We start from the raw sequence: 16161 nt of genomic DNA, 5'->3' as shown, positions 1-16161 counted from the left end.
CTTTGGCCTGCCGGCCATCTCCCCCTCAGGTGGGGAGATTGGCCAATCGCGGACGCCGGCTCTGGCCCCTCATCCGCCCTTCGGGCACCTTCTCTCCGTGAACGGGGCGAAGGAAACTTACGCGAACGCCCCGTGGCAATGCTTGTATTTTTTCCCTGACCCGCACGGGCAGGCCTCGTTGCGGCCGACCTTGCCCCAGGTGGCGGGGTTCTTGGGGTCGCGGTTTTCGGGGGCGACGGTGGCGTGGGTCTCCTGGCGAACCAGAAGCCCGGTGTCGCCGCCGTTAAAATCGTCCTCGCCGGTGGTGCCGTCGAGATGGCTGCCGAACATGTCGGGCGCCTCGGGCGGCGGCGCTTCGGCGGCCTGGCGGACCAGCTCGACGCGCATCAACTGCGCGGTGACGGCCTGGCGCAGATTGCCCAGCATCGCCTGGAACAGCTCGAACGCCTCGCCCTTGTATTCCTGCAGCGGATCGCGCTGGGCGTAGCCGCGGAAGCCGACGACCGAGCGCAGGTGGTCGAGGTTGACGATGTGCTCGCGCCACAGATGGTCGAGCGTCTGCAGCACCACGGAGCGCTCGACATAGGCCATCACGTCGGGGCCGAAGCGCTCGGCACGCTCTTTCGCGGCAGTCTCGGCGGCCTGGCTGATACGCTCGCGGATGTCGTCCTCGGCAATGCCCTCTTCCTTGACCCAGTCCTCGACCGGCAGGTCGAGATTGAGGAATTCGGCGACCTCGGCCTTGAGGCCGGCGACGTTCCACTGCTCGGCATAGGCGTTTTCGGGAATGGCCTTGGCAACGATCTCCTCGATGACGCCCTCGCGCATCTCGGCGATGGTCTCGGACAGGCCTTCGCCGTCCATCAGTTCGAGGCGCTGCTCGAACACCACCTTGCGCTGGTCGTTGGACACGTCGTCATATTTCAGCAGGTTCTTGCGGATGTCGAAGTTGCGCGCCTCGACCTTCTTCTGCGCCTTTTCCAGCGCCTTGTTGATCCAGGGGTGGATGATCGCCTCGTCTTCCTTGAGGCCAAGCTTCTGCAGCATGCCGTCCATGCGCTCGGAGCCGAAGATGCGCATCAGATCGTCCTGCAGCGACAGGAAGAATTTTGAGCGCCCGGGATCGCCCTGGCGGCCTGAGCGGCCGCGCAACTGGTTGTCGATACGGCGCGACTCATGGCGCTCGGTGGCGAGCACGTAGAGGCCGCCGGCGGCGAGCGCCTTCTCCTTCAGCCGGGCGATGTCGTCGCGAATTGCCTTTTCCCTGGCGTCGCGATCGGGGCCGGCCGGCATGTCGCCAAGCTCCTCGGCGATGCGCATGTCCGCATTGCCGCCGAGCTGGATGTCGGTGCCGCGGCCGGCCATGTTGGTGGCAATGGTGATGGCGCCGGGTTTTCCCGCCTGGGCGACGATCGCGGCCTCACGCTCATGGTGGCGGGCGTTCAGCACCTCGAAATCGGTAAAACCTTCCTTGCGCAGGCGTTCGGCCAGCAGCTCGGATTTCTCGATCGAGGTGGTGCCGACCAAGGTAGGCTGTCCCTTGGCGCGGGCTTCCTTGATTTCCCTGACGATCGCCTTGTACTTCTCCTCGACGGTCCGGTAGACCTCGTCGTCCTCGTCAATGCGGATGACCGGCAGGTTGGTCGGGATCTCGGTGACGTCGAGATTGTAGATGTTGGCGAACTCCTCGGCCTCGGTCAGCGCCGTGCCGGTCATGCCGGCGAGCTTCTTGTAGAGGCGGAAATAGTTCTGGAAGGTGACGGAGGCGAGCGTCTGGTTCTCCGGCTGGATCGCCACATGCTCCTTGGCCTCGAGCGCCTGGTGCAGGCCTTCCGAATAGCGGCGGCCCGGCATCATGCGGCCGGTGAATTCGTCGATGATGACGATCTCGCCGTTGCGCACGATATAGTCCTTGTCCTTCTGGAACAGCTGGTGCGCCTTGAGCGCATTGTTGACGTGGTGGACGATGGCGACGTTCTCGACGTCATAGAGCGACTCGCCCTTGAGCAGGCCGGCGTCGCGCAAAAGGTTTTCCAGCTTCTCGGTGCCCTCCTCGGTGAAGATCGAGGTCTTCTGCTTCTCGTCGATCTCATAGTCGGCCGGCTCGAGCTTCAGCATGAAGGCGTCGATGGTGTTGTACATTTCCGAGCGGTCCTCGAGCGGACCGGAAATGATCAGCGGCGTGCGCGCCTCGTCGACCAGGATGGAATCGACCTCGTCGACGATCGCGTAGCTGTGGCCGCGCTGCACCATCTGGGCGCGCTCGTATTTCATGTTGTCGCGCAGATAGTCGAAGCCGAGCTCATTGTTGGTGGCGTAGGTGACGTCGGCGGCATAGGCGGCGTGGCGTTCCTCGTCGGACAGGCCATGGACGATGACGCCGACGCTAAGGCCGAGGAATTTGTAGACGCGGCCCATCCATTCGGAGTCGCGTTTGGCAAGATAGTCGTTGACGGTGACGACATGGACGCCTTTGCCGGCGAGCGCGTTGAGATAGACGGGCAGCGTGGCGACCAGCGTCTTGCCCTCGCCGGTACGCATCTCGGCGATGCCGCCATTGTGCAGCACCATGCCGCCGATCAGCTGGACGTCGAACGGGCGCATGCCGAGCACGCGGCGCGCCGCTTCGCGCACGGTGGCGAAGGCCGGCACCAGGAGATCGTCGAGGCTGGCGCCGTTGGCGACGTCCTGGCGGAATTTTTCCGTGCGGGCGGTCAGCTCGGCGTCGGAGAGCGCCCGCATTTCGTTTTCCATGGCGTTGATCGCTTCGACGCGCGGTCGGGTCGACTTGACCCGGCGATCGTTGGAGGAGCCGAAAACCTTACGGGCGAGACCGCCAAAACTGACCATTCAATGGTCCTTTCGATAGCATTCCAAGTCGTTGCGACGGGTACCGGCCGGCACCGTCAAATCCACGTGAAACGCGGACAAACGCAAAAAGCGCCCGGAAAACGGTTCTGGACGCAAAGTCGTTGGACAGATAAGAGGGGGCTCAATCGATGTCAACGGCGCGCTCGCCCTGTCGACCGTGCCAAATTCCGCCACAATCCGGCTGGTCTGGAAGCCATCCTGCCCTAGCTATCCCCCATTGGAGTTAATCGTATGTGCTCATTGTTTCGCCGCGCGTCGCTCGCCAGCCTCGGCATGGCATTCGGGCTGTCGGCGCTGTCGCTGTCGCCAGCGATGGCGCAGGACACCGCGCCTGCCCAACCAGCCCCGGCCCAGCCAGGCGCCCCCGCCCAACCGGCCGCGCCGGTCGATCCGAACGCCGTGGTCGCCACGATCAACGGCCAGAAGCTGACCGAGGCAGACCTTGCGCTTGCCGAAGGCGAACTGTCGCAGCAGTTCGCGCAGATGCCGCCCGAACAGCGCCGCGCCGCGGCACTTTCGGCGGCGATCGAAATCAAGGTCATGGCCGCCCAGGCGGTCACCACCGGCCTCGACAAGGATCCCGACTTCCAGCGCCGCATGGCATTCCTGCAGCAGCGCGCCCTGCATGGCGAAATGGTCGAGAAGGATGTCGTCGGCAAGATCACCGATGCCGAGGTTCGCGCCCGCTACGACCAGGAAATCGCCAACACGCCGCCGGCCAACGAGGTGCATGCCCGTCACATCCTCGTGAAGACGAAGGAAGAGGCCAATGCGATCATCAAGCAGCTCGACGGCGGCGCCGATTTCCAGAAACTCGCCAACGAGCACACCAGCGATCCGAGCGGCAAGACCAGCGGCGGCGATCTCGGCTGGTTCGGACCCGGCCAGATGGTGCCGGAATTCGACAAGGCGGTCTTCGCGCTGGCGGTCGGCAAATACACCGAGCAGCCGGTGCAGTCGCAGTTCGGCTGGCACGTCATCCAGGTCGAGGACAAGCGCGCGAAGCAGCCGCCGGCCTTCGACCAAGTCAAGGACCAGGCCCGTCAGGCAGTCATCCGCGATAAATATATCGCACTGGTCAAGTCGCTGCGCGCCGAGGCCAAGGTCGAGATCCCGGACGAGAAGCTGAAGAAGACGGTCGACGCGCTGGAAAACACCAAGTAGGGCAGGCGGTCGTCGCAGATGATAGTGCCAACTAATTGTTGGCGCCGGCGCTGCGCCTCATCTGCCTGCCGGCATCTTCTCCCCGTATAGTGACGGGGAGAAGGACAGCCTTCGCAAAGGATTTCGCCAATCTCCAGCGTTGCAGGAAACGTGCTGAGGTTGCGGTCAGCCCTTTCTCCCCGTCACTATACGGGGAGAAATGCCCGGCAGGGCAATGAGGGGCAGCGCCGGCGTCAACAACTGATCGCCTGATGTGCCCTACGGCCCTGTCGCTCTACCGGGTGGTGCGGGCGATGACGCGTCGACGCCTCCGCCGGACCGCCGCGGCGCCAACCGAGCCGGCGTCGTCAGCGGCTATGCCCTTCAACAGATAGCCAACCGCCTTGCGCAGCGTCGTTTCGTCTTCATCGAGGCGATTGGTCAAAAGATGCGTCCAGGCAAAGGAGGCGACCAAGTCGGCGACGAGCGTGGAATCGATGTCGGCCGCCACTTCGCCTCTTGCTTTGGCGCGTTCGATCATCTGGCCGGTATGGGCATGGCGTCCTTTGGTGTATTCGGCAAGCACGGCGGCGACTGTTGCGTCCGACTGCGCCTCGGCGATCAGCGATCTGAAGGTGCTGCCTGACGATGTTTCGCGCCAGTGCGAGAACAGGCTTTTGAGGAAGCCCACGAGATCGTCCTCGAGGTTGCCGGTGTCGGGATGGTCGACGCGCTTTAGCCTTTGATAGACGTCGAACAGCAAGGCGGCCTTGCTCGGCCACCAGCGATAGATTGTCGGCTTTCCCGCACGCGCCCGCCGCGCCACCGCTTCGATCGAGAAGCCGGAATAACCGGCCTCGACCAGCACTGCCTCGGCGGCGTCGAGAATGGCGTCGGCGCTGTCGGGGTTGCGACGTGCGCCGATCGACCTCCGCCCCTGATCCAGGCCCATGCAGTTTCCCTTGCCCATGATTTTTGTCGGCAAGTCGTACACGCTTTCTCGGCGAAACGAAACGGTCCGTTTCGTGCGACCGAGTGTTTCGCTCTGATGTGAAAGGGTACGTGCCCGACCACCAAACGCCCTTGCGCCTGCGCTCGCTATCGGGCAAACCGGCGTTCCCCCCTTGCGTTTTTCCCGCCCGAGGTCTTCATGTCAGCCACGATTTCGCCGCTCGCGCCGAAGAAATATCCTGAAATGCCTGACATCGAGGGCGTCCGCATTGCCACCGCCGAGGCCGGGATAAAGTACAAGAACCGGACCGACCTGCTGACCATGGTCTTCGATGCCGGCACCACGGTCGCCGGCGTGTTCACCAAGTCGAAATGCCCGTCGGCGCCGGTTGATTTCTGCCGGCAGAATCTTAGCGCCGGCAAGGCGAGCGTCCTGGTCGTCAATTCCGGCAACGCCAATGCCTTCACCGGCAACAAGGGCCGAGCTTCCACGGCAATGACCGGCGAGGCTGCAGCCAAGGCTGCCGGCTGCACGCCGGGCGAGGTGTTTCTGGCCTCGACTGGCGTCATCGGCGAGCCGCTGGATGCCGGCAAGTTCAGCCATCTGCTCGTCGGACTGGTCAAGGACGGCAGGCCGGATCTGTGGACCGAAGCCGCCAAGGCGATCATGACCACCGACACCTATCCGAAACTGGCGACCGCGACGGTAAAACTCGGCGACGCCGACGTCAGCATCAACGGCATTGCCAAGGGCGCCGGCATGATCGCGCCCGACATGGCGACGATGCTCTCCTTCATCGCCACCGACGCGCCGATCGCAGCCCCCGTGCTGCAGGATCTTTTGTCGCGCGGCACCGCCAAGACCTTCAATGCGGTCACCGTCGACAGCGACACCTCGACCAGCGACACGCTGCTGATGTTCGCCACCGGCACGGCATCCAGGCGCGGCGCGCCTGACATCACCGATGCCGGGGATGCGCGCCTCGGCGCCTTCCGCCGCGCGCTCGGCAAGGTGCTGAAATCGCTGGCGCTGCAAGTGGTGCGCGACGGCGAGGGCGCGCGCAAGCAGGTCGAGGTCACCGTCACCGGCGCGAAATCGGCCCGCTCGGCCAAGCGCATCGCGCTGTCGATCGCCAACTCGCCGCTGGTCAAGACGGCGGTCGCCGGCGAGGACGCCAATTGGGGCCGCGTCGTCATGGCCGTCGGCAAGGCCGGCGAACCGGCCGACCGCGACCTGCTGTCGATCTGGTTCGGCGACATCCGGCTGGCGCATCAGGGCGAGCGCGATGCCGCCTACTCCGAAGCGGCGACATCGGCCTACATGAAGCGAGACGAGATCCGCATCCGTGCCGATATCGGCATCGGCCGCGGCAAGGCGACGGTGTGGACTTGCGACCTCACCAAGGAGTATGTCGCCATCAACGGCGATTATCGGAGCTGATGGCATTGGTTTCCAGACATCCGGCAAGCGTGCTTGCCATCGTGCGTCGCTATGAGGCGGCCGGCTTTCGCGCCTGGCCGGCGGCGGCCGTCCATTATGACGGCACCTGGGTGGTGCGGCTGACGGCGGGCCATCCTGCCAAGCGGCTGAATTCGGTCAACCCGCTCGATCCGGGCGACATCCAGCACATTGCCGAGCGCATCGGCCGCGCCAGCCGTCGTTTCGACGCCTATGGCCGGCCGCTGACCTTCCGCATATCGCCGCTGTCGGGGCCGATCCTCTCCAAACATCTCGACAGCGACGGCTGGAGCACATTCGACGAATCGCTGGTCATGCGGTTGCCGCTGGCGGACGCCCAGCTCGATGCCGCCATGGACCAGATCCCGCTGAAGGACATCAGCCGCTTCATCGGCGCGGCGCTCAAGGTAAGCGCATCGGATGTGTCGCTGCGGCCGGGCCTGTCGGAGATCATCGGCGCCATCCAGCCGGAGGCCGGGCTGTTCGCGCTCGAAGACGGCACCGAACCGCTGGCGACGCTGATCTGCGTCCATGATGGCGATCTTGCCGGGCTGTTCGAGGTTGCCACCGACAGATCGGTGCGCAACCAGGGCCATGGCCGCCACCTCATCCTGTCGGCGCTGAAATGGGCACGGCTGCGCGGCGCTCGGGAAGCCTGGCTGCAGGTCGAGGCCGACAATGCGCCGGCGCTGGCGCTCTATCGTTCGCTCGGGTTCGACGAAGTCTATCGTTACCATTATCGCCGGCCGCCCGGCGCATGACTGGCGTAAACCCTGTCGGCAAGCGCCTGCTCCTGGTCGCAGCCTGCGCGCTGGTCGATACCGACGGCCGCGTGCTTCTGGCGCAGCGCCCCGAAGGCAAGCAACTGGCCGGCCTGTGGGAATTTCCGGGCGGCAAGGTCGAGCCCGGCGAGACCCCGGAAGAATGCCTGATCCGCGAGTTGTACGAGGAGATCGGCATCGAAACCGATATTCCCTGCCTGGCGCCGTTCACCTTCGCCAGCCATTCCTATGATGATTTTCACCTGCTGATGCCGCTGTTCGTCTGCCGTCGCTTCCGCGGCATCGCGCAGCCGAAGGAGGGGCAGGTGCTGAAATGGGTGCGGCCGCTCCAGATGCGCGATTTTCCGATGCCGCCGGCCGACGCGCCGCTGATCCAGTTCCTCATCGATCTTCTGTAATCGTGCCGCCACTGCCCGATTAAACAGCGTTAAGGGAAGATTTATCTCGCTGTGAAAAATTGAGGCGTGGAAATCGTGGGAAGGCCGTATTCGGGCCTTCGCCGGAGGGCGTTGCATGAGCCTCGACAGGGACTGGGAATCGATCCGACCCGATCGCAATTACAGCGCTGTCCATGTCGGCATGGGAATATTGCGAATCACGCTTTTGTTCGGCTCGGCCGCGGTGGCGCTGGCCTTGATCGCGACGCCCTTGCTCGAGAGCCGGACGCGATCCGGCCGCGACGATTTTGCCGGCGGCCTCGACAGGATGAGCACGGGGTCGGTCGGGAGCACAGGCACGGGCTCGAGCGGCCGTCGTGAGACCTACACGCTGCGCAGGAGCGTGCTGCAGCCGCTGCCCACTTCGATCTGCGTGATACGCGACAATGGCCAGCGCAGCGGCGACTGCTGCACCGGCCAAAGCGGTGCTTTCATCGCCTGTTAAGCCTTTGCCGTTAACCTTTCTTAACAGGTCCGCGCTAGGGTCCGGCAAGCGGGATCGACGGCCATGAAAACATTGCTGCAACGATTTTGGGAAGACAAGACCGGCGCGACGGCTGTCGAATATGGGCTGATCGTGGCCGTGCTGTCGCTTACCATCGTAGGCGGTGTCGGCAAGGCCGCCGACGCAATCACGTGGCTGTTCAGCGACAATTCCAGCAAGCTTGTGAACGCTTTCGCGAAGTGATCACGACCGGCCACCGGGACCCGTGGCATCGGGTCAACGCCCGCCGGGGTTTTCCAGTATTGCCTTCAGCGATATTTTCGCCGAGCCCGGCTTCAGCGGTTTTTGCTGCGAGGCGTCGGGCGCCCAGCCCGACATCCAGACGATCGGAAAACTCGCCCTGACGCGGCCATCGGCATCCGAAAATTGTTCGGCATAGATCTCGGCGGCGCGGGCAAACAGCCTTCGAGTGCCCGGTCGCCTGCTGCGGTCGGTCAGAGCGCTGGTCTCGCCCATCGCACGCAGGTCTGCCATCAGGCCGAACAGGGAATCGTAGCGCACCGTCACCGTCTCGACGTCGGCGACGGGCAAGGCCAGGCCGGCGCGTTGCAAAAGCGCGCCGGCGTCGCGCACGTCGGTGAACGGGATGACGCGCGGGCTGGCGCCGCCGTAAAGCTCGGTCTCGGCGGCGAGCAGGCATTCGCGCAGCTCGGAAAGCGTGCCGGCGCCGGCAAAAGCGCCGAGGAAAAGACCGTCCGGCTTCAGAGCGCGGCGGATCTGCACCAGCATGCCGGGAATGTCGTTCATTGCCTGAAGCGACAAAAGCGACACGGCGAGGTCGAGGCTTTCCGGCTCGAACGGCACGGTCTCCAGCGGCGCCACCAGTCCCGCGGCATCGCCTCCCGCTCCATCGCCCAGGAAGGCCGCATCCGCCTCGACGCGCACGATGTCCGTCACCTTGCCGCTTGTCGCGAGCACGTCGACTGCCGCCGGCGTCTGGCAAAACAGGACGGCCGCCCTGTCAAATTTGCGTTCCACAGCGCCCAGCCGGTCGGTGAGCTCTTCAGCTGCGCGCCGCATCAGGAAGTCCGCGCCGGCAGTCGGATAGGCGAGCGCCCGGCGCTTGTGCGCCAGCCAGAGAGAGGTATCGACTATAGGTTGCAACTGACGGTTCCTGGTTTCCGCTCTCTGATATAGGGTGGCGGAAAAAGAACCACGTGGCCGATCCAATGCTGGATATCAAGAGTGTCGCTCGAAAGGCGTTGGACTGGCCGGCGCGCATCCTGTTTCCGCCGGTTTGCGCCGGCTGCCGACGGCATGTCTCGCAGCCCGGCGTGCTGTGCGGCGCCTGCTGGCCGAAACTCAGGCTTCTGGAGCGGCCATGGTGCCCGGTGATGGGCACGCCGTTCACCCATCATATGGGCGAGGGGTTCCTGTCGGCCGAGGCGATCGCCGACCCGCCGCCCTTCGAGCGCGCACGGGCCGCGGTCGCTTACTCCGGTGTCGCCCGCCAGATGGTGCAAGGGCTGAAATACCAGGACCGCACCGATCTGGCGCCGTGGATGGCGCGCTGGATGCTGCGCGCCGGTGCCGAACTGATCGCGGAAGCCGATGTGGTCGTGCCGGTGCCGCTGCACTGGCGGCGCTTTTGGCCTATAAGTGCTTGATTTTGCTATGTGTAGTTTCTAGTTACCATATCGCGCAACATACTGGACTTGGTTGACAGTATCTACAAAAACCACGCCGAAGCGGGGTCTTTGTCCTTTCCGGTGAAAGCCGCCAACGGATCAAAGGAACTCGAGATCCAGCGCGGAAATCCACACCTCACCGCCCGCGGCCAGTCGCACCAGGTGGCGGGTGGCTTCACCAAGAATCTGTGTGATGCCGACCACTAGCCCGCGCATGCCCGTGTCGAGCACGATCACGTGTTTACCAAGGTTCATCATTCTCTCCTACACCTCGTTAACCGTCCTGGCGCGCAGTCCATTCTGCCGCTTGCAATGCTTTGCATGACAATGCATTACATAAATCGAGATAGCCGTCAACGAGATTATGCATTACATTGCATGACAATCGCAACTGAGGGAAACTTTCAATGGCCAACGCCAAATCAGCCAACCTTGCACTTAGATTGCCTCCCGCAATCAAAGAGGCGCTGGCAAAGGCCGCTGTAGCGGACAGGCGCACGGTAAGCAGCTACGTAGAGAAAGTTTTAGCTGACGATCTGGAGGCGAAGGGCTACCTGCCCAAGACCGAATAGAAAGCGCGCTGCAGTTACCAAGCTACAGCGCGCCCTGACTGCCGAGGCGTCGACAATCGATTCTCCGCAATCAGCCTACCCGGTCCGGAAGGCCGATGCAGAGTATAACGCTCGCTAGTAGCTAGGCAAGCACATGCACAATTGCCTTTTGTGAAAGTAAAATATGCAAGTGAACCTTTTTTATAATCCTATGGACTTCACTACTATTCCGTGGAATCCGTAGCGGATGGATAACGATAAGATCTACACTATCGGCGAAGCTGCCGACCTGTTGCGTCTTACAAACCGTGGCGTTGCAAAGATCGCTAGGCGCCACGGGCTGTGCATGGTCGCAGGAAGGAATATTCTTCTAACCGGAAAAGACGTCGAGGCAATAAAGGACACGCTGCGGGTTGAGCCGTCGTTACCGCGGCGGCATGTCGAACCAAGGTCGTCGGACTATCAAATGTACAAGAGCCTACAGAGACTCTTGGCGCCTAAGCCGAAGTCACCTGGCCGTATCAGGTGGGAAAAAACCCACGCCAAGCAATCGGCGGAACGGGAAGCAACAAAGGCGTCCCTAGTTAGATGGAAAGATGCCGAACCCCTCGATCGCACCAACCGTGACCAGGCATATTGGACGCCTGAACGCAAAGAGCGCCTTCGACTCGAGCGACTGGCGCGGAAGAAAGGTTGGGCACCGCAGAATGACTGACTTTTATGCATGGCCCGCACTGCCGCGGCGCCGGCATCGTGTTCCACTGTCCGCAGTGGCGGCGGTCGGGCGGCACGTGCTGCCCAGACGGTACGCACCGCATGGGATGCCCCGGCGAGAGCGTTCAGTGCTCTAGTTGCCCGACATCGGCGCCAAATGCCATTGACTGCCATGAAGCTCGGATGGTTGGATAAACAGACGGATTGGGGTCATCGTGCGACAGCAATTACCAGGAGTAACAAATGCCTTTGGCCGACTGGGAATCATTCTTCGACGAGGAGATGGTTGAGGAACTCAAGCACACCTTCAATCTTAAAACCAAAGCCGAGCTCGAGGCGCTATTCGATGAAGTCGCGATGGATATTGAACAACTAGTTGCCGAGAGGACGGGCACCAAACACTGAAGTCGCCAGAGTTTGGTGCCTGCCAATTTCATTTGATTACAGCACCGCAGCCACGAAGAACGTTTCGACCTGCGCATCACTAAGACCAAGCGCAGCGAAGCCAGCCGCCATCACCGCCACGATGCCTCGCCGGCGCGGTCTGGCGGCTACAGGCAGCGCGACATGGTCGGCATGTGCGCGCGTGCCTGAACGGGGGGGATGAACTTCAGACGCATGCTGTGAACTCAGGACGCGCGATTCAAGGCGCGCAAGCTAAATTAGTTCCGGAACATTTTAGCTAAATTGAATGTTCGAAGGGTCATGACAAAGCTGTCAGACCTTGGGCCGCCAATAACAGTCACGCGCCACGGTGATCCTCCGGCCAGTGAGGGCGCCCATTTCCACACCTGCCCCATCTGCGGACAGCCGGTGGACCGGCGCGACCTGCGGCAGGTCATCTGGCATGAGCAACCGGCGCACGAGCCTCTGGAGCTCGATTCCTGATGGCCAAATTAGCGATTGGAGATCTGGTGACGATCACGGCCACGGTCCGCAGACGGGTCACGGAGGGCCGCGTCAGCGTTTCCATCCCGAGCTATGGCCTCCCGCATTCGATCATTGACCATACCAAGGTGAAGAAGGGCCAGCAGATCGAGCTTACCGGCGAGATCACGCGAATAGACGAGGAAGCCGGCAAGGTCACAATCGCCATGGGACCGCTGGTGACGGTCGACATTGATAAGGTCAGGCTGGTGGAGAAATACCGACCGCAGAAGCGCAAGAAGCCACTGCGCGACATGGTAGATTAAGCGGGTCGCTCACGCCAAATATCCCAAAGGCGCCGCGTCTCTGTCTCCGCAGGTCTCAGCGAATCATAAAATTTAAGCAGGACGTTCTCTAGGGCGTCGACCGCACCCTGCGAAAGGTGTGCAGGAGGGAGACTATTATGGATACGCTCAAAGAACCTGTCGATGTCATCACCTTCAAGCTTGGCCAAAACAGTAGGTATCGTTTTGATGGTCTCGCAAATGTCCCGAAGAAGGCCCGCAAAGTCTCCTATCGTATGGGCGACATCGCGATCTGCAATGCTCATCCATTCTACGAAGCTTTTGGAATCGGCAAAAAACTCAGTGCTAGAAGATAGTTCCACTTCCGGATCGGGGTTCGCAGCTCTCGTGTTGTCGCGGTGCACTCGGCGGCCCTCTATCCATATCTCGCAAAAATCGAACAGCAACAACGCAGGCCGGAGGCGATCTACAATTGGCCCCAGTTTAAAAAGTTGACGGTTCAATGTCGTTGCGGGTTCCCGTTCGGGCTCGGGCAACCCTTCGATGAATATTCTCGGGCATTTGCTGTGATCCATGCCTAGACCTTAGGCCGCGCCAGGCTAGGCCGCAATGGCCACTTGAGCGTTCCATGTCCCTTGGATTGCCGCCAGCAGTGCAGACAGCGCCAGGAGCCGCAGCAGGGCCGGGGCTGGGAACTCAGCACGGTCCCCAGCCGCCCGCGTTCTTATGGCCTCAACTTGGCAACTGGGCCAAAGCCCATGCGTAGTCGGCATCCCGCATTTCCGGGGTTTGCTCACCTACACGATGTATCAGCCCCGTCATTAAGCCCATGTAGAAAAACGCCGGGGTGGCGGCGGCGGTGGCACCAATCCGCATCAGGACCGCCGCCGTATTAACCACTCCTCCGCTATTAGTCCCGGATGCCACGAGAACACCGTTGACGAAGACATACATCATAGCACCGATGGTGTAGGATTGGATGATGTGGTCCTGGCCATGCTTTACTACGTTTGCACCATCGGTGATCGTCAGGATCGTTGGCCCTGATAGGCTAAACGTGGTGGCTCGCACATTTTCGGTGTTGAGATCGATCGGTATGGCAACCCTTGGGTTTCCAGATCCTTGGTCCAGACTAAGAACGGACCCAATCGCGGTGCCATCCCGGAAGGGACGCAAGACGGCCGTCACCATATACCCACCAGCAGCCCAAGCTTTCGACTGGCCTGTAAGGTATCTACTTCCGTTGCCACCAGCGCTGAATTGGAGGCAATACTGGTTTCCAACTCTCGCAAGTACTGGGGATGACGTATCCGACACGTTGTACAGAGTGTTCCCTGTTCCGAACTTGTCATTTATTTGATTTACGTTGTCATCGAGAGCAGCATTCGTCACACCGGCATCGGAGAATACAGCGGTAGTGTCGGAGAGATCGAGCCAGAACCCATCTCCGGTCAGTGCCTTCGGTTTTACAAACGGGCGAACTCGCCCTGGCACCATACCCCTATCACCCCACGCATAGCAGCGCTGGTCGGATGCTAATGCCGTGACGCGCTCTTGCGTCATCTCCATGAATATGACCCTCAGATTTGCATGACCGTCCTTGACCGCTGCGCAACTGTCGAGTGCATAGCGATCCACGTCCTGCTTCATAAAGGTTATTTCCGGGCCGAATTCGGTTGACGCGCCGCCAGCGGCAAGGTTCTTGCCTACGAGATCGCCGCCGCGCTGATCGACCCCGATGGTATTCTTCATCCACATAACGCAGATACCTCCATCGGCAATGGGAACGACCGCCTCCGAGTTGTATCGACAGTCGCTCTGCCCGATGGTTACTGCCGCTGAGAATACACCAGCAGACCCGACCATGTGCTTGATGTCTTGCGGATAGTATGGATTTCCGCCTGGGTCACTGTAACCTTCATGCGTTACGACATGCGAGCGACCGGCAGCATCAAAACCAAATGCCGGAGTGTTGGATGTATTACCTTCTGCTGTCGTGTATATTTTGAAAGTATCCGTCATGTCAGTGTTTGTCACGGGGAACGGCACACTGGTCAAACCATCGAAGGAGACTAACTGTTGGTTTGCAATGTCGATCTTATAATAGTAGACATTCAGCCGCATGGTATCCGAATGATTGGCGCGACTTGCGGTCTGGTGTATAAGCCCGTCGCCGCCCAGTATGGCGGCGCTCTGATACCACCGGCTGCCAAGCTCCGTATTCATTCCACCGACCTCAACCTCCGCTCCGGCCGTTACCGCTGTCCCAGCGAACGTTAGTATTCTATATACCAGGGTACTATTCCAATCGCTGGTATAACCCCCTTCACCAGTCATATAGTTTTTGCGAAACAAACAAACCATGCTGCTATCAGCAAGCAGCACAAGGTGCGGATACGTATAGGCACCAACTAGATCAGCTGCCTGACTCCACGATGTTTCGTCGCGAGGATTGGTGGAGACGGACAGCCTGAAATTACCGTTGTGGTTTCCATACGAAACCACAAGTCTACCATCGGCGTTGAGTGCCATGCCGGGGACGCCGTGGTCGTCACTGATCTCGTAGCTACGCAATCCTACATTGTGGCTGCGCCCCCACGTCTTTGCGGTGTGATCGTAGGCCCTGACACGGACCAGTCTAAAAGCGTCCATCAACACAGTATAGTAAGCCACGAAAGTTTTGTTCGATACAGCATCGTACAGCGAGTTGTACTGCGTTCCGGCATACCAGGCATACTGTGAGTGGCCGTCATTCGAGAAGTACCCGCCGCTATTCAGAGTCAACGGAGCGCCTCTGTTGCTATATGGCAGCATGCTCATGACATTTCTCCAAAGGTCTTGACAAAGAACTCAGTGACAGCCCCATCTACGAAGAGAACAAAGAAGGAGACCTTATCCCCCTCGCTGAGGGCAATCGAGAGTCCCGTGATATCTATCGGAGATCCCAGAACGACAGTTGCCGGTCCATAGGCTACCGAGTCATTGACTGCCAGGTAGAAATCCACCTCCGACCCGACATCTCCGGCGATGATTTCCGCAAAGAGATTTATCAGCGTCAGGTCGACGCTGACAGACCGCTCAGCGTAGTAGCCGCCAAGTTCAATACCATCCGATTTATAGATCGCGACGCCGTATTCCTCGAAACCGGACGGTCGAGCGTCGATAGTGTCAAGCCGATCACTGAGCGTTGCTTCGCCACCACGAGCCGCTTCAACCTCCGCCGCATAGCCGGGCTCGATGCCGGTTTCAGCAAAGACTAGTGCCGTTGTGCCGAGCGTGATGTCGGCGGCCGCCAACGGGAGCGTCCAACGTTCACCGGTCCCGTCTGTGCCCTCTTGTATAACAAAGCCAATGTGCGCCAGTTCAGCCGCACTGTCGGCAAAAGCGGCGCGGGACGTCGCGCCAGCAGCCACAACAGTGTAGATGCCGTTTTCCGCATGCGCGGTTTGCGATCCAAGAAAGACAAAGTCTCCAGTCGCTAGCGTAACTCCGTTGAGCGTCGCAGCGTTCACTAGTCCATTTGCGAGAACGACGTTGGCAGTAGAGCGCACCCTAATCGTCTGGGTGGTCCAAATAATGCCAGCAGTGGCTATCGCCTCCACGTCATCAACGCGTTCGCTTAGCGCGTCAGTGATTACCTCAACCGCCGCAACGGTGTCAGCTTCGACTGCAGCGATCTCCTCTCTTACCAGCACAAATTGCGCATCGACAATCGGACCAATGCCACGGATCTGTGATTTTAGAGGCTTGTTTGGTCCGCTCGACGGCACACCTTCAGTGACATAATCACGCCACGCATCGTTAAATGCTGCAGCTACTTCATTCGCCATAATTTTATTGTCCCAAAGATGAAAAAAGCCCGCGAAAAGCGAGCCCTTAAAAAATCCGGCATGCCGGCAGTGCTTGTTTAATCAGTCGAATCCGGAGCCATCATCAAATGTGCTGCCG

The 16161-nt window shown here is 60.8% G+C and carries 16 protein-coding genes and 1 pseudogene; 11 read left to right on the top strand and 6 right to left on the bottom strand.

The features are described 5' to 3' along the window. Nucleotides 1-117: 117 nt before the first annotated feature. Entirely contained in the window at nucleotides 118-2850 is a 2733-nt protein-coding gene (gene secA, locus NMG70_RS31900) for a preprotein translocase subunit SecA (protein WP_254018341.1), read from the bottom strand. Nucleotides 2851-3102: 252 nt separating this feature from the next. Here secA and NMG70_RS31895 point away from each other — a divergent pair, with 252 nt between their 5' ends. After that, nucleotides 3103-4035 carry a peptidylprolyl isomerase gene (locus NMG70_RS31895; protein ID WP_254028167.1) on the top strand — a complete coding sequence of 311 codons (933 nt, stop codon included), beginning with the start codon at nucleotides 3103-3105 and terminating at the stop codon, nucleotides 4033-4035. A 274-nt stretch (nucleotides 4036-4309) separates the two neighbouring features. On the opposite strand, the gene NMG70_RS31890 is transcribed toward NMG70_RS31895, so the two are convergent. Then, entirely contained in the window at nucleotides 4310-4966 is a 657-nt protein-coding gene (locus tag NMG70_RS31890; protein ID WP_254028166.1) for a TetR/AcrR family transcriptional regulator, read from the bottom strand. Between the two features lie 198 nt (nucleotides 4967-5164). On the opposite strand from NMG70_RS31890, the gene argJ reads away from it, so the two are divergent. The 5 genes from argJ (at nucleotide 5165) to NMG70_RS31865 (ending at nucleotide 8331) form a co-directional block, all read left to right on the top strand. Beyond that, nucleotides 5165-6406: a bifunctional glutamate N-acetyltransferase/amino-acid acetyltransferase ArgJ gene (gene argJ / locus NMG70_RS31885; protein ID WP_254028165.1), complete on the top strand. Its 1242-nt coding sequence runs from the start codon at nucleotides 5165-5167 to the stop codon at nucleotides 6404-6406. After that, on the top strand, nucleotides 6406-7185 hold the full coding sequence (locus NMG70_RS31880) for a GNAT family N-acetyltransferase (protein ID WP_254028164.1): 780 nt from the start codon (nucleotides 6406-6408) through the stop codon (nucleotides 7183-7185). The genes argJ and NMG70_RS31880 overlap by 1 nt, the downstream gene beginning before the upstream one ends. Then, entirely contained in the window at nucleotides 7182-7604 is a 423-nt protein-coding gene (locus NMG70_RS31875; protein ID WP_254028163.1) for a (deoxy)nucleoside triphosphate pyrophosphohydrolase, read from the top strand. Before NMG70_RS31880 ends, NMG70_RS31875 begins: the two co-directional genes overlap by 4 nt. Nucleotides 7605-7719: 115 nt before the next feature. Then, nucleotides 7720-8088: a hypothetical protein gene (locus NMG70_RS31870; RefSeq protein ID WP_254028162.1), complete on the top strand. Its 369-nt coding sequence runs from the start codon at nucleotides 7720-7722 to the stop codon at nucleotides 8086-8088. Nucleotides 8089-8151: 63 nt separating this feature from the next. Beyond that, nucleotides 8152-8331, top strand: coding sequence for a Flp family type IVb pilin (locus NMG70_RS31865; protein WP_254018348.1), 180 nt, complete (start codon nucleotides 8152-8154; stop codon nucleotides 8329-8331). Between the two features lie 33 nt (nucleotides 8332-8364). On the opposite strand, the gene NMG70_RS31860 is transcribed toward NMG70_RS31865, so the two are convergent. Further along, nucleotides 8365-9252, bottom strand: a complete 888-nt coding sequence (locus NMG70_RS31860) for a methyltransferase domain-containing protein (RefSeq protein WP_254028161.1) — start codon at nucleotides 9250-9252, stop codon at nucleotides 8365-8367. 53 nt (nucleotides 9253-9305) lie between these two features. On the opposite strand from NMG70_RS31860, the pseudogene NMG70_RS31855 reads away from it, so the two are divergent. After that, nucleotides 9306-9740: pseudogene (locus tag NMG70_RS31855) on the top strand (ComF family protein); the annotation flags it as partial. Between the two features lie 135 nt (nucleotides 9741-9875). Here NMG70_RS31855 and NMG70_RS31850 read toward each other — a convergent pair. Next, nucleotides 9876-10031 (bottom strand): hypothetical protein, encoded by a 156-nt coding sequence (locus NMG70_RS31850; RefSeq protein ID WP_254028160.1) that lies wholly within the window; start codon nucleotides 10029-10031, stop codon nucleotides 9876-9878. 152 nt (nucleotides 10032-10183) lie between these two features. Here NMG70_RS31850 and NMG70_RS31845 point away from each other — a divergent pair, with 152 nt between their 5' ends. From NMG70_RS31845 to NMG70_RS31830, 4 genes are all read left to right on the top strand, one after another. After that, nucleotides 10184-10348: a hypothetical protein gene (locus tag NMG70_RS31845; RefSeq protein WP_254028159.1), complete on the top strand. Its 165-nt coding sequence runs from the start codon at nucleotides 10184-10186 to the stop codon at nucleotides 10346-10348. Between the two features lie 936 nt (nucleotides 10349-11284). Next, on the top strand, nucleotides 11285-11446 hold the full coding sequence (locus NMG70_RS31840) for a hypothetical protein (RefSeq protein WP_254028158.1): 162 nt from the start codon (nucleotides 11285-11287) through the stop codon (nucleotides 11444-11446). Between the two features lie 482 nt (nucleotides 11447-11928). Beyond that, on the top strand, nucleotides 11929-12234 hold the full coding sequence (locus tag NMG70_RS31835) for a hypothetical protein (protein ID WP_254028157.1): 306 nt from the start codon (nucleotides 11929-11931) through the stop codon (nucleotides 12232-12234). A 137-nt stretch (nucleotides 12235-12371) separates the two neighbouring features. Beyond that, entirely contained in the window at nucleotides 12372-12569 is a 198-nt protein-coding gene (locus tag NMG70_RS31830; protein WP_254028156.1) for a hypothetical protein, read from the top strand. Nucleotides 12570-12945: 376 nt separating this feature from the next. Here NMG70_RS31830 and NMG70_RS31825 read toward each other — a convergent pair whose 3' ends face one another. Both NMG70_RS31825 and NMG70_RS31820 read right to left on the bottom strand, forming a co-directional pair. Next, nucleotides 12946-15033, bottom strand: coding sequence for a BNR-4 repeat-containing protein (locus NMG70_RS31825; RefSeq protein ID WP_254028155.1), 2088 nt, complete (start codon nucleotides 15031-15033; stop codon nucleotides 12946-12948). Beyond that, on the bottom strand, nucleotides 15030-16043 hold the full coding sequence (locus NMG70_RS31820; RefSeq protein ID WP_254028154.1) for a hypothetical protein: 1014 nt from the start codon (nucleotides 16041-16043) through the stop codon (nucleotides 15030-15032). The genes NMG70_RS31825 and NMG70_RS31820 overlap by 4 nt, the downstream gene beginning before the upstream one ends. Nucleotides 16044-16161: the final 118 nt, after the last annotated feature.

This window comes from Mesorhizobium ventifaucium (assembly GCF_935822925.1).
In the GTDB taxonomy this organism is placed as follows: Bacteria; Pseudomonadota; Alphaproteobacteria; order Rhizobiales; family Rhizobiaceae; genus Mesorhizobium; species Mesorhizobium ventifaucium.
This window is presented reverse-complemented; position numbering and strand designations above follow the sequence as displayed.

What these genes read in the sequence shown, in the direction of transcription:
- NMG70_RS31880 (WP_254028164.1), top strand. Translation starts at nt 6,406, where the DNA reads ATGGCATTGGTTTCCAGACATCCGGCAAGCGTGCTTGCCATCGTGCGT.
- secA (WP_254018341.1), bottom strand. Translation starts at nt 2,850, where the DNA reads ATGGTCAGTTTTGGCGGTCTCGCCCGTAAGGTTTTCGGCTCCTCCAAC.
- NMG70_RS31830 (WP_254028156.1), top strand. Translation starts at nt 12,372, where the DNA reads ATGGATACGCTCAAAGAACCTGTCGATGTCATCACCTTCAAGCTTGGC.
- NMG70_RS31890 (WP_254028166.1), bottom strand. Translation starts at nt 4,966, where the DNA reads ATGGGCCTGGATCAGGGGCGGAGGTCGATCGGCGCACGTCGCAACCCC.
- NMG70_RS31895 (WP_254028167.1), top strand. Translation starts at nt 3,103, where the DNA reads ATGTGCTCATTGTTTCGCCGCGCGTCGCTCGCCAGCCTCGGCATGGCA.
- NMG70_RS31835 (WP_254028157.1), top strand. Translation starts at nt 11,929, where the DNA reads ATGGCCAAATTAGCGATTGGAGATCTGGTGACGATCACGGCCACGGTC.
- NMG70_RS31845 (WP_254028159.1), top strand. Translation starts at nt 10,184, where the DNA reads ATGGCCAACGCCAAATCAGCCAACCTTGCACTTAGATTGCCTCCCGCA.
- NMG70_RS31820 (WP_254028154.1), bottom strand. Translation starts at nt 16,043, where the DNA reads ATGGCGAATGAAGTAGCTGCAGCATTTAACGATGCGTGGCGTGATTAT.
- NMG70_RS31865 (WP_254018348.1), top strand. Translation starts at nt 8,152, where the DNA reads ATGAAAACATTGCTGCAACGATTTTGGGAAGACAAGACCGGCGCGACG.
- NMG70_RS31840 (WP_254028158.1), top strand. Translation starts at nt 11,285, where the DNA reads ATGCCTTTGGCCGACTGGGAATCATTCTTCGACGAGGAGATGGTTGAG.
- NMG70_RS31825 (WP_254028155.1), bottom strand. Translation starts at nt 15,033, where the DNA reads ATGAGCATGCTGCCATATAGCAACAGAGGCGCTCCGTTGACTCTGAAT.
- NMG70_RS31870 (WP_254028162.1), top strand. Translation starts at nt 7,720, where the DNA reads ATGAGCCTCGACAGGGACTGGGAATCGATCCGACCCGATCGCAATTAC.
- NMG70_RS31850 (WP_254028160.1), bottom strand. Translation starts at nt 10,031, where the DNA reads ATGAACCTTGGTAAACACGTGATCGTGCTCGACACGGGCATGCGCGGG.
- NMG70_RS31875 (WP_254028163.1), top strand. Translation starts at nt 7,182, where the DNA reads ATGACTGGCGTAAACCCTGTCGGCAAGCGCCTGCTCCTGGTCGCAGCC.
- argJ (WP_254028165.1), top strand. Translation starts at nt 5,165, where the DNA reads ATGTCAGCCACGATTTCGCCGCTCGCGCCGAAGAAATATCCTGAAATG.